The following is an 11,970-nucleotide window of genomic DNA, read 5'->3' as shown; positions in this document are numbered from 1 at the left end:
GCGGCCGGTCTCCCGGCCGCTCGCACGGGGCCGGGGTCCCGCGCGGCACGGTGGCCCCGCCTCCGGTGTCCCTGTCCGCGTCGGCCCCTGTTGCCGTCAGACCGCGGGCATCACATCCGGGTACCGAAGTCCTGTGTCCACCACGGACCGCCCGCGCCCTTGTGGACGCCCACGCCGATGTTCTTGAAGGAGCAGTTCAGGATGTTCGCGCGGTGCCCGGGACTGTTCATCCAGGACTCCATCACGGAGGCGGCGGTCTGCTGCCCTTGCGCGATGTTCTCGCCCTCCGTGGACCAGCGGTAGCCCGTCGCGGTGATGCGCTGCCCGGGGTCGGCGCCGTCGGGGTTGGTGTGGTCGAAGAAGCCGCGCGCGGCCATGTCGTCGGAGTGGTTCTGGGCCGCCTTCTCCAGTTGCGGGTCCTCGGTGAGCGGACCGCAGCCGGCGGTCGCGCGTTCCTTGTTCACCAGGGCGACCACCTGCCCGACGGTGTCCGACGGCGCCGGCTGGGACTGCGGTGTACCGGCCGGCACGGGAGCCGGCGGGGTGGAACGCCTGGGGGCGGGCGTCGTCTTCTTCGGGGTGGGGCTCGGTGAATTGGAGGCGCGTGCCTTCTTCGGCTTCGAGGCGGAGGGCGACGGTGACGCCGAGGCCGAGGGCGAACTCTCCTCGGGGCTGGGCGCCGAGAGGTCCACTATGGGGGTGGCTTCCGCGCGCTCGGCGGTCGTACCAGCGGCGCCGTCACCGGAGTCCGTGCCGAAGTACCAGAAGCCGCCGCCGGCGACGCAGGCCGCCACGACGGCGGCGCTGACGGCCCGGCGCCGCATGCGCCGCCGGCGCAGCGACTCGGTGCGGGAGGCCGCGCGGCCCCGGCCCGGGCCCGTACCGGCGGACGCGCCGATCGGGGTCGCGGAACCGGCGGCGGCCATCCCGCCGGTGGTGGAGCGCACGCTCGCGAGCAGGGCGGACGAGACTCCGACCAGCGCCAGTCCGGCCAGCAGCCCCTCCGCGGGCATCAGTCCGGACCACAGGCCGGAGCAGCGCACGCACTCGCGGGCGTGCCTGGCTATTCGTTTGCGCCACAGCGCCGAGGGCAGGCCGTCCCAGGACGCGAGCACGACCCCGAGCTCCTCGCACTGGGGCCGCGCGTCGAGCGCCCGTACCACCACGCGGGCGGCCTCGAGCTGCGCCTTCATCCGCTGCACACGGACGGCGGTGTGCTGGGTCGACAGGTCCAGGGCGGCGGCGACCTCGGTCCGGGTCAGCTCGCTGGCGCACTCCAGCCACCACAGCGACAGCAGACCGCGGTCGTCCGGCTCCAGCCAGCGCGTCGCGCGCGCCGTCTCCTGGCGCTGCCCGGAGAGCTGGAGCTGCATCACCGTCAGGTCCACGAAGTCGGCGCCCGGGTCCGCCAGTTCCTGGGCCTCGTCCACGGCGCCCGGGGCGTTCTGCCGGTCCTGCCAGTGCGTGCGCACCTGGTTCATCGCGATCGCGACGAGCCAGGAGCGGAAGCGCTCCGGAGTCCGCAGCCCGTCCAGGCCGTGCAGGGCGCGCAGCATGGTCTCCTGCACCACGTCGTCGACGTCCACCGAGCCGTTCAGCGCCCGCCCGACGATGTTGTAGACCAGCGGGAGGTACGCGTTGACCAGGGCGTCCTGGGCCTGCGTGTCCCCCTCTCGCGCGGCGATCACCAACGCCGCCGACCCCGCCCCGTGCTGTGCGCTCATCAAATGCTTCCCGTCCTCGACGCCGAACGATTGTGTCCGATGCCTGGGAGACCGCCGGGGGCGCCCCGGATAACACTTGTTCGAAAACTCGCCTCAGGAATTTCCGGCCGGGCCGCGCTCGCCACGGTGGGCCGCGGTCCGGTGACGGAAGGTGAGGACGCGAGGGCGTGTGTTCGCCATCAGGACACCTGTTCGTCACCTGCTCTCGGTTGCCCCTCACCTAGGGTGGCGCCTGTGTCGGAAGGTCACGAACCGCTCGGCGGGCGGGCGACGGTGCCGCCGACCGGGCCCGATCGCAGGTCCGTGTCCGTGGCCGGTACCCCGTCCCGGCTGGCCGCCCTGCGCACCGCCGCCTCGCGCATCGGCACCACGCTCGACGAGGACACCACGTGCGCGGAGCTGACCCGTGAGGTCGCCGGGCAGGTGGGAGGCGCCGCGGCGGTGCTGCGCCTCGGCCGCCGTGCCGGTTCGCGCTACGAGGCGGTCGTCGGCAATCCGGCGCTGCTGCCGGGCCTTCCGTGGGCCGAGGGGGTGGCCAGGGGGTCGGCGGCCGGGACCGCGGGGAGCAGGCTCGGGCAGCCGGTGGCGGGCCATGCCGGACAGGTGCTCTGCGTGCCCGTGGTCGCGGGCGGCCGCTGCTACGGCGCACTGGTCGGCGCCCGGGACACGGCACCGTTCACCGCGGCGGAGGCCGAGGTGCTGGCGTTCCTCACCGAGCATGCCGCCTCCCACGTGCGGCACGCCCGGGAGCACGACGCGGTGAGTGCCATCGTCGGCAAGCTCCAGCGTGCGCTGCTGTCGGAACCCGGCCGGCCGCACCCCAACCTGGACGTGGCCACCCGCTATCTCCCCGTGGGGCAGAGCACGCTGATCGGTGGCGACTGGTGCGAGACCGTGCGGCTGCACTTCGGCCGCACGCTCCTCGTGGTCGGCGACGTGATGGGGCACGGTCTGGAGGCCGCCGTCGACATGACGGCCTACCGTTCGGCCCTGCGCTACGTAGCCTCCGCCGACCTGCCCCCGCACCGTGTGCTGCGCCAGCTCGACGCCCTGGCCGCCGGGGAGCCGGAACGCCGGCCCGCGACCTGCCTCATCGCCCAGGTCGACCCCAATCGCGGTCAGGTGACCTTCGCCTCCGCCGGTCATCTGCCCCCGGCGGTCACGGACGAGCGGGGCCGCACCTCCCTGTTGCCGGTTCCGGTCGGCCCGCCGCTGGGCACCGGTCTCGGCGGTTACGAGCCGGCCACCTATCGGCTGGACCCTTCGCAGACCCTCGTGCTCTTCACCGACGGACTCGTCGAGCGCCGCGGTGAGGACATCGACCACTCGCTCGGCCGGCTGGCCGGCGTCCGTTTCCGCCCCGCCTCACCGGTGGAGGACGTCCTCGACACGGTGCTCGCCCGCCTCGACGCCCGGCACGCGGAGGACGACGTGGCGGTTCTGGCCGCCCGGCTGCGCGACCGCGGCGCGCACCCGGACGGCTCGGCGCCCTGAGCCCGGGGCCGGGCGGGGACGAGCGTCAGAACTGCTCGACGAAGTACGGTTCCACGGTCATCCAGCCGTTGCCCGCGGCTCCGTCGAGCCGGCCCGTGGAGTTCTTGGACAGGGTGTACCAGGACTCCACGTAGTCGGGGTCGTCGGTGAACCAGGAGTCCGGCATCGCGCTCAGCACCGCGTTCACCAGGGGGATGTACGCCCCCTGGTCGGTGACGGTGAGCAGGGCGGTGGTGAGGGCCTGGGCCAGCGCCTTGTAGTTGGTGCCGTCGTCGTCCTCCATCATGACGACGTCGGCGAGGTTGTACTTGTAGCTGGACCAGTTCACCAGGATCTGGTTCGGGTGGTAGACGGTGCCGTCGTCGTCCAGGTACGGCATGTCGACCGAGTCGACGCGGGCCTTGCCGTCCGGCCCGAAACCGGTCACCAGGGCGAACATCTCGGCGCCACCCTTGAACCAGGGCTCCTCGTCGTCGTTCACCTCGACGGCCGTGACCTTGGTGGCCCACCAGCCGGCCGCACCGGCTCCGTTCGCGGCCCGGTCCCGCGGGGCGGCGAGTCCCTTGTCGGCGAGGGCCGCGCGCAGCACCGCCAGTCCGGCGCGGTGGGCCTTGGAGACGTCGATGTCCAGGACGTAGAGGGGGCGGTCGGGGACCCGGGTGGCGTCCACGGCGTGCGCGCGGCCCTGGCTGTCGTAGGCCGTGATGGTCCTGGTGTGCTCGTCGGCCGCCGCGACGGCGACCCACGGCGCGGCGCCGGCTTCGAGACGCCCGCGCATGGAGGGTGCGCCGAGGCGTACGCGCAGCAGGGACCCGGTCGTCGCGGGCAGCCCCTTGAGGGCGGCGATGCGCCGGTCCGCGGTGGTGACCACGGCCTCGAGCCGTTCGCCCGCGGGGTCCGCGGTCCGGGCGGCGAGGGCCCGTAGGTCCACCTCCTGTGTGCCGAGCGCGGCCGTGCGCACCTGCTCCCTCCACTCGGGCGCGGCCAGCGAGGAGGACAGGGACCGTGCGATCCGGTCCTCGACGTCGTGGACCTGGGCGTGCCGCGTCGCGGTGGCCGGGCGCGCCGGGTTCGGTGCGGGCGAGGCGATGGCGGGCTGGGCCGTGCCGATGACGGCGGCCAGCGTCATGCCGATCAGGGCGCCGCGCCGCTTGCTGGGTCTGCTCACCGTGCTCCTTCTGTTGTTCGGCCGCCGCACCGCGGGGACGGGGTACGGCGTGTGGGGGTCGGCGATGCCGTCTCGATTTGGCGCGCGCATGACAACCAGGCGGGCAGCCGCACGCGCGCCCCTGCGACGGCGACCGGCCGGGAAACGGTCCCGGCCCGTCGCGGGAGCGTGGTCGAGGGGGGCGATCCGCTAGCCGGGGCGGCCGCCCGCTTCCCTGCGCCGGGCCGGCTTCAGCGAGTTCAGCATGAGCTTCTCGGTGGTGCGCAGGTACGTCTCGGCCGCACCTCGCGCCTCCTCGGCCCGGCCCTCGGCCACCGCGTGCACGACGGGTGCGAGCCGCGCCGCCGCCCCGGCCGCATCCTCGAAGGGGGACCGCAGGGCACCCCGCACCGGGAGATAGGCGTTGAAGAGCGTGTTGGTGAGCAGCAGATAGACCCGGTTGCCGGTCGCCCGGGCCAGTTCGCGGTGCACCTCGACGTCGGCGAGCTGGGTGGCGTCGGCGTCCGGCGCCTCGGCCACCCGGCGCAGCAGCTCTTCGAGCGACCTGGCCTGCCGTGCCGTGCGCCGGGCGGCGGCCCGGCCGGCGATCAGCGCGCCGACGTGCCGCCGCACCTCGAAGACCTCCCTCAGCCAGGCGGAGTCCTGCGTGGCCAGCATTGGGAGCAGGTCGGCACCGCCGAGCCGCAGGTAGTCCAGCACGGAGGTGCCGACGCCGTGCCGGGTGCTGAGCAGCCCGGCCTTCTCCAGCCGGGTCAGCGCGTGCTTCAGGGTGGTGCGTGTGACGCCGTATCCGGCCGCCAGCTCCCGTTCGGGAGGGAGCAGGGAGCCGGGTCGGTGGGTACCGCCGAGGATGTCCTCGCGCAGCCGGTCCTCGAGCAGGTCGACCACGGATCGGCGGGGAAGGCTTTCGACGGCCACGCGGGGTCTCCGATGCGTCGGTGCGGCGGTCCGGCGGTTCACCGGAGGGCGACTCGGTGGTTCAGTGGCTCAGCCACGGCGCCAGTGAAGCAGCTGCCCACGGATGCCGTCAATGCCCTGGAAAACACGCGGAGTTGACCGGGTCCTCGCCACGGGGCGGCCGCTTCGCACCGCCTCCTGGGGCGGACGTTCGCGGAGTGCGCCGTACGCGATGAAGTAGGCGGGCAGGCGCCGCGTCCAGGGCATCCCGGCGATCAGCCGCCCGACACGCCGGGCGCGCTTCGCACTGCCGAGGGGCGGCCGGCCCCGCAGCAGAGGAGCGATGAAGCGGGCGTGCGCCGTCCGCTGGAGCGCCTGCGTGGCGACCGTGGTGAATCCGCGCCGGCGCTGCACCCGGCGCACGTCACGCAGGCTCACCCGCCCGCGCAGGAGCGGCCCGGCCAGGATGCGGGCGGTGGCCACGGCGTCCTGGACCGCGAGGTTGATGCCGATGCCGAACACCGGGGACATGGCGTGCGCGGCGTCGCCGATGCACAGCAGGCCCGGCCGGTGCCAGCGACGCAGCCGGTCCAGGCGTACGTCGAGCAGCTTGACGTCGTCCCACGAGGTGAGCGCGCCGGTGCGGCCGGCGATCCAGGGGACGGCGGCGGTGAAGTCGGCCAGGAAGCGCCGGAGTCCGGCGGAGCGGCGCTCGGCGTCGGTGCCCTTGGGGATGAGCGCGGCGCACTGCCAGTAGTCCCCGCGGTCGATCATCGCGGTCAGGAAGCGGTCGCCGGCTCCGCCGAAGAGTCCACGCGGGTCGCTCTCGTGCCGCGGGAGCCGGAACCACCAGGCGTCCATCGGGCAGGGGAAGCCGCGCAGTCCGAGCTCCGGCCGCAGGCGTGCCAGTGATCCGCGGCCGTCGCAGGCGACGGTGAGGAGGGCGCGCAGTTCTCCCGTGCGGCCGTCCGACGTCCGGTAGCGCACACCGCTCACGCGTCCCGACTCGGTGAGGAACGAGGTCGCCTCGGTGTTCATCCGCAGTTCGAAGCCCGGCTCACGGCGGCCCTCGTCCGCGAGCAGGTCCAGCAGGTCCCACTGGGGCACCATCGCCACGTAGTTGTACGGACCGCGCAGGACGGCGAGGTCGGCGACCGTGACCGCCGAGCGGCCGGCTCCGACCGGCAGCTGGACGGTGCGCACCCGGCGCTGCGGCAACTGGGCGAAGCGTTCGGCGAGCCCCAGGTCGTCGAGCAGCGCCAGGGTGGAGGGGTGGACGGTGTCACCGCGGAAGTCGCGCAGGAAGTCGGCGTGCTTCTCCAGCACCGTCACGGCGACGCCGGCCCGGGCCAGCAGCAGGGCGAGCACCATGCCCGCGGGGCCGCCTCCCACGACACAGCACGTGGTGCGTTCCATGGCGGTCCTGCCCTTCGGGGAGAGCAGAAATTCATCGGTCGATGAATATCGTACGCCTCCCGGCGGGGGTCCGGCCACTCGCTCCCCCACCCGCGGAGACGGCGCGTCCGTGGGCGGGCTCAGGCCGACTCGCGCACCACCAGCCGGGGGTCGAACACGATCGACGTGGGCTCGGCCAGGGTGCCCCCGCAGATGTTCGTCGAGCAGGCGGGCCATGTCGGCCGCCATGTCCTCGACGGGCCGGCGGACGGTGGTGAGCCCGGGACGGCAGGCGGCGGCGACCGCCGAGTCGTCGAAACCGATCACCGCCACGTCCTCCGACACCCGCCGGCCTCGCTCCCTCAGCACCTGGCAGGCGCCCTGGGCCATGAGGTCGTTGGCGGCTAACACCTCGTCCGGCTCGGGGTGTTCGGCCAGCAGGTCGCCATCGCCGCCACCCCCGCTGTCCAGGGTGAAGCCCCCTTCGGCGACCGGGACGTAGGGCTGTCCGTGGCGGGCGAGGGTGTCACGGAATCCGGCCAGCCGCTCCTGGCTCGCGGCGGCCGCCAGGGGCCCGGCGATCGTGGCGAGCCTGCGGCAGCCGCGGGCGAGCGGATACTCCGCCGCGAGCCGCCCGCCGTCCCGGTGCGCCAGGTCGACGTAGCCGAGCGGCACCGGGCGGGAGGGGGCGGGCGAAGAGCACCGCGGGCAGCCGGGCCTCGGCGAGGAGAGCGGGCAGCGGGTCGTCGGCGTGACCCGACACCACCAGCGCACCGTCGGCCCGCCGCTGCCGCAGGTACGTCAGCACCTCCTGGCGGCCCTCGGCGGCCTCCGCGAACATCAGCACCGGGTGCACCGAGCGCGGCCTCAGGTGGCCGACGAGCCTGGCGACCACCCGGCCGAAGAAGGGGTCGGCGAACACCCGGGCGGCGAAGGCGGCTTGAGCCTCGTCCGAGGCGTCCCCGGCACCGGCATCACCGGGGCCACGGTCTCGGCCCGCCGGGTGACCAGTGAGCGCGCGGCGCGGTGGGGCGCGTACCCGGTCCGCTCGATGGACTCGTTGCCGACGTCCCACATCAGCACGCCGGGGTTGTCCTTGTACGCGCCTCGTCCTACCAGGCGAGTCACGGCGACTGCCCGTGCACCGCCGCCAAAGCGGTCGACGGGCGACCCCGGCACCCGCTGGGCGAGCGCCTGGAGCGACCCCCGGTGGCTCCAGGTCGACCTCGGCACCCGCACCCGGTTCCGGCACGTGCAGCTGCTGTAGGAGGCCTCCTACGCGAAGGCGCACACCGTGCGGATCTCGGACGACGGGCAGAACTGGCGGACCGCGCGCACCGTGACGGACGGAAACGGCGGCGTCGACGAGCCCGTCCACGGTCGTGTCGTACCCCTGAGGGCCGAGGCGCCGCCGGCCGGACCGTCCGGCGGTCAGACCGGATACCCCTGGGCCGCGAGCCAGCGGTGCACGCACTCCTTGTCCGCGGGCGTGATGCGCGCGGGGCCCTCGACCTCCGGGCCCTCGTCCTCGTTGAAGGCCGTGTCGGTGACCCGCGCGGTCACCCAGGTGGCCAGGTCCTGCGCGCACTCGCCGCCCAGCGTGCCGTTCCGCCAGCCCTCCCGGGCCCGGCGGGCGGCCCCGGGATCGTGGCGTTCCGTCTCCGCGAGCCAGACGGGCACCAGCCGGTCCACCACCTGCCGGTCCAAGGGGAAAGGCTCCTGCCGCTCCTGTGCTGCCATGCCGCCCGGGTTTCCCGCGGGCGGACGGCTGACACCCCGGCGGCGCGCCCGGCGGTCGAGAGCACAGGCCGCGCTGCTCAGAAGGCTGTGTGGGCGACCCATCGGTCGAGGACCCCGGTGTCTCCGGTGACGTCGAGGGCGGGGTCCCCGTACGACAGCCGGCCGTAGAGGAACAGCAGCAGATCCGCCGCCCGCCCGCGCACCGCCACGGTGTGCGACGCGGGAGCGGCCGCCTCGCCGTCGGCCGGGGGCAGCAGGCGGAAACCGTCCGGGCCCAGCCGTACCAGCCACTCCTCGACGACCCCGTCCGCGGCGTCCGCGCACCGGAAGGCGACGGTCTCGCCGTCGCCGCGCAGCTTGTCCACGCCGGGCGCGAAGGGACCGGCGTAGGGGAGGTTGACGAGGAACTCGTCCACGCCGTCGGCGGCCAGGGCCGGGTCGACGTCGGACGTCCGGCCGACGGCGCGCTCCGCGTCCGTGCGGTGGACCAGGGTCTCGAAGAGCATCCTGCGGGCCCAGAACCGGGCGTGCTGGTCCTCGCCCCACGCCCACATCACGGCCAGGGGGTCCGTGGCCTCGAGCACGTCCGCCACGCCGGGGACACCGGCCGCCACCCAGGCCGGCCGGTCGCGCACGTCGTCCGGCAGCCCCAGGTCCACCTCGCGGCTGCGCGGCGGCTCCTGCACCCGCCTGGTCAGGAGTGCGGAGAACCAACGCTGCACCGCCCCCACGTGAACGGTGAGGTCGGCCAGGGTCCAGTCCGGGCAGGAGGGCACGGCGGTCGCCGGGTCGGCGCCCGCGACCGTGTCGGCGAAGCGGCGGGTCTCGCGTGCCACGGCCTCGCGGTAGGTGTCGTACGGCAGCGGGTGTCCTGCCCTGCTCGTCGTTGCCATCGGTGCCGCCGTTCCTGTCCTCGAACCGTGCTTCGTCGCGCCCAGTGTGGCTGCTGGAGTCCACTCGAAGGCAAATCCGGGCCGGCCCGCCGCCCGCGGTCTCAGGGGATCTCCTGCTCGGCCCAGATGATCTTTCCGTCCCCGGTGTACCGGACGCCCCAGCGGTGGGAGAGCTGGGCCACCAGGAACAGGCCGCGACCGCCCTCGTCGGTGCTCCGGGCGTGCCTGAGGCGGGGCGCCGTGCTGCTGGCGTCGGAGACCTCGCAGGTCAGCCGGACGTCGCGCAGCAGCCGTAGCCGAATGGGCAGGGCGGCGTACCGGATGGCGTTGGTGACCAGCTCGCTCACGATGAGCTCCGTCGTCATGGCGAGTTCCCCGAGGCCCCAGTCCTCGACCTGGCGGATGGCCCGGGTCCGGAGATCGCCCACGGCGGCCGGGTCGGGGGGCACCTCCCAGGTGGCGAGCCGGTCGGCGCCGAGGCCGTGGGTACGGGCCAGCAGCAGGGCGATGTCGTCGGGCTGCGGCACGGGGACGAGTTCGTGCACGGCGGACGCGCAGAGCGTGCCCAGGTTGTGCCCGGTGCGCGCGAGCACCGTGCCGAGCCGGGACATGCCCCGCTCCACGTCCTGGTCGCCGCCCTCGATGAGGCCGTCGGTGTAAAGGCCGAAGAGGCTGTTCTCGGCCAGTTCGATCTCGGTCGCCTCGAACGCCATGCCGCCGAGCCCCAGCGGGGGCCCGGCGGGGATCTCCGGAAAGTAGGCGTGTCCGCCGGGGGCGACGACGACGGGGGGCGGATGCCCGGCCCGGGCCATCTCGCAGCGCCTGGTGACGGGGTCGTAGACGGCGTAGAGACAGGTCGCGCCGATGAAGGTGGTCGTGCTGTGTTCTCCGGAGCCGGCGGCGTTCTCCTCGTCGCTCAGCCGCAGCACCAGGTCGTCGAGGTGGGCGAGGAGTTCGTCGGGGGGCAGCTCCATGTCGGCCAGTGTCTGGACGGCGGTGCGCAGCCTGCCCATGCTCGCCGCCGCGGCGATGCCGTGGCCCACCACGTCCCCGATGACGAGACCCATCCGGCCGCCGGACAGGGGGATCACGTCGAACCAGTCGCCGCCGACGCCGCCCGTCGGGTCCGCGGGCAGGTAGGACGAGGCGACCTCCAGGGCCGTGCCGCCGGACAGGGCGGGCGGCAGCAGACTGCGCTGCAGCGTCACCGCCGCCATGTGCTCCCTGGTGTAACGGCGGGCGTTGTCGACGCAGACCGCCGCCCGTGCGACCAGCTCGCGGGCCAGCAGGACGTCGTCCGGCCCGAAGGGGACGGGGTTGAGCGACCGGGCGAAGGTGGTGAGTCCGAGGGCGGTGTTCCGGGCCCGCATCGGCGCCGCGATCATCGTGTGCAGGCCGAACTCGCGGATCCGTGCCGCCCGCACGGGCTCCTCCGTGGCCCACAGGGCGTCCGACGGGTCGAGGACCGGGATGAGCCTCGGCTCTCCGCTGATCAGCATGTTCACGTCGCGGGGCGGGGGAAGGAAGCCGACCTCCTCGCCGATTCGGGCCACGGCTTCGGGGCAGCCCGCCCGCACCGACTGCATGCCGGCACGGCGCATCGCCGGGGTGGCCGGAGGGGGCCCCGCGTCGGTCAGCCACGCTCCGTGCCCCTCGGTGCTGAGGACGGGTTCCAGCAGGTCCACGACGACGAAGTCCGCGAAGCGGGGGACGGCGAAGTCGGCGAGTTCCTGGGCCGTCCGCAGCACGTCGAGGGTCGTGCCGATGCTGGTGCCGGCCTCGTTGACGAGCGTCAGCAGCTGCCGGGCGGTCCAGCGCTCGGTGATGTCCTGGACCAGGTAACAGATGCCACTGGCGGCGCCGTCGGCGTCCACCAGCGGGAAGAACGACGTGGAGAAGGCGTGCCGGCGGTGCGGGTCGGCCCAGCTCCATCCCGCGTACTCGTAGTCGGTCACCGGCACTCCGGTCGCCAGCGCCTTGCGCATCAGCCCTTCCAGGGCCTCCGCCTGCAGTCCGGGCAGCACGTCGCTCACCCTGCGGCCGAGCCGCTGCTCACGGGGGACGCCGCCGAACTGCTCCAGGGTGTCGTTCAGCCACACGTAGCGCAGGTCCTGGTCCATGACGGCCATGCCGACCGGCAGGCGGGTCAGGAATCCGTCGAGGACGGACCGGGCGACCGTCCACTGCGGTCGCTGCTCACGCGCCGACACCAGGAAGCACTCGTCCGCGCCGATCCGGAAGGACGCCGAGACCAGGAGGTGGACGTCGAGGCAGCGGCCGTCCCGGTGCCGTACGGCGATCAGCCCGCTCCAGCCGTGACCGGCGCGGCACCGTTCGGCGACGGCCGCGGCTCGCAGGGGATCGTCGGGCATGGCCAGCAGGTGCGCGGCGGGGCCGCCGACGACCTCCCGTGCCGGGTAGCCGAGCAGTGCCTCGGCGCTCAGGGTCCAGCCGAGCACGACACCGTTCGGCGCGATCACCGCGGCCGCGTCGCTGGACGCGTCGAAGAGGTCACCCGGTCCCGCGGACGTAGATGCGGAGATACCCTTTCGCGGAGATTCCATCATGTAGACCCTTACACCACAATGGTCTTATTTATGCACGCGATGGGCTTAATGTTGGCCATCAGTGCGCCCCGGCGGTGCCGGGAGGACCATGG

General features: G+C 73.9%; 8 protein-coding genes and 1 pseudogene. 1 reads left to right on the top strand and 8 read right to left on the bottom strand.

All coding sequences use genetic code 11. The features are described 5' to 3' along the window. Window positions 1-110: 110 nt before the first annotated feature. On the bottom strand, window positions 111-1,724 hold the full coding sequence (locus BLW57_RS36760) for a sigma-70 family RNA polymerase sigma factor (protein WP_093480005.1): 1,614 nt from the start codon (window positions 1,722-1,724) through the stop codon (window positions 111-113). A gap of 309 nt (window positions 1,725-2,033) precedes the next feature. Here BLW57_RS36760 and BLW57_RS36755 point away from each other — a divergent pair, with 309 nt between their 5' ends. Further along, window positions 2,034-3,218 carry a PP2C family protein-serine/threonine phosphatase gene (locus tag BLW57_RS36755; protein WP_256339694.1) on the top strand — a complete coding sequence of 395 codons (1,185 nt, stop codon included), beginning with the start codon at window positions 2,034-2,036 and terminating at the stop codon, window positions 3,216-3,218. Window positions 3,219-3,243: 25 nt separating this feature from the next. On the opposite strand, the gene BLW57_RS36750 is transcribed toward BLW57_RS36755, so the two are convergent. The 7 genes and pseudogenes from BLW57_RS36750 to BLW57_RS36715 form a co-directional block, all read right to left on the bottom strand. Beyond that, window positions 3,244-4,386 carry a DUF3103 family protein gene (locus BLW57_RS36750; protein ID WP_256339693.1) on the bottom strand — a complete coding sequence of 381 codons (1,143 nt, stop codon included), beginning with the start codon at window positions 4,384-4,386 and terminating at the stop codon, window positions 3,244-3,246. 189 nt (window positions 4,387-4,575) lie between these two features. Beyond that, the gene (locus BLW57_RS36745) at window positions 4,576-5,304 is read right to left on the bottom strand and encodes a FadR/GntR family transcriptional regulator (protein WP_093480003.1); all 729 of its coding nucleotides are present in this window, start codon (window positions 5,302-5,304) and stop codon (window positions 4,576-4,578) included. 69 nt (window positions 5,305-5,373) lie between these two features. Further along, the gene (locus tag BLW57_RS36740; RefSeq protein WP_093480002.1) at window positions 5,374-6,699 is read right to left on the bottom strand and encodes an FAD-dependent oxidoreductase; all 1,326 of its coding nucleotides are present in this window, start codon (window positions 6,697-6,699) and stop codon (window positions 5,374-5,376) included. 119 nt (window positions 6,700-6,818) lie between these two features. Beyond that, window positions 6,819-7,857 (bottom strand): annotated as a pseudogene (locus tag BLW57_RS36735) (LacI family DNA-binding transcriptional regulator). Between the two features lie 252 nt (window positions 7,858-8,109). Beyond that, complete coding sequence (locus BLW57_RS36725; protein ID WP_093480001.1) at window positions 8,110-8,418, bottom strand: hypothetical protein; 309 nt, start codon at window positions 8,416-8,418, stop codon at window positions 8,110-8,112. A gap of 77 nt (window positions 8,419-8,495) precedes the next feature. Continuing rightward, entirely contained in the window at window positions 8,496-9,311 is an 816-nt protein-coding gene (locus BLW57_RS36720; RefSeq protein ID WP_093480000.1) for a maleylpyruvate isomerase family mycothiol-dependent enzyme, read from the bottom strand. A 101-nt stretch (window positions 9,312-9,412) separates the two neighbouring features. Beyond that, on the bottom strand, window positions 9,413-11,875 hold the full coding sequence (locus BLW57_RS36715) for a SpoIIE family protein phosphatase (RefSeq protein ID WP_093481087.1): 2,463 nt from the start codon (window positions 11,873-11,875) through the stop codon (window positions 9,413-9,415). Window positions 11,876-11,970 lie beyond the last annotated feature (95 nt).

It is taken from the genome of Streptomyces sp. 1222.5 (genome assembly GCF_900105245.1).
Lineage (GTDB): Bacteria > Actinomycetota > Actinomycetes > Streptomycetales > Streptomycetaceae > Streptomyces > Streptomyces albidocamelliae.
This window is presented reverse-complemented; position numbering and strand designations above follow the sequence as displayed.

Excerpts from the sequence above, each read along its gene's own strand:
- BLW57_RS36715 (WP_093481087.1), bottom strand. The coding sequence starts at position 11,875 with ATGGAATCTCCGCGAAAGGGTATCTCCGCATCTACGTCCGCGGGACCG.
- BLW57_RS36760 (WP_093480005.1), bottom strand. The coding sequence starts at position 1,724 with ATGAGCGCACAGCACGGGGCGGGGTCGGCGGCGTTGGTGATCGCCGCG.
- BLW57_RS36740 (WP_093480002.1), bottom strand. The coding sequence starts at position 6,699 with ATGGAACGCACCACGTGCTGTGTCGTGGGAGGCGGCCCCGCGGGCATG.
- BLW57_RS36725 (WP_093480001.1), bottom strand. The coding sequence starts at position 8,418 with ATGGCAGCACAGGAGCGGCAGGAGCCTTTCCCCTTGGACCGGCAGGTG.
- BLW57_RS36720 (WP_093480000.1), bottom strand. The coding sequence starts at position 9,311 with ATGGCAACGACGAGCAGGGCAGGACACCCGCTGCCGTACGACACCTAC.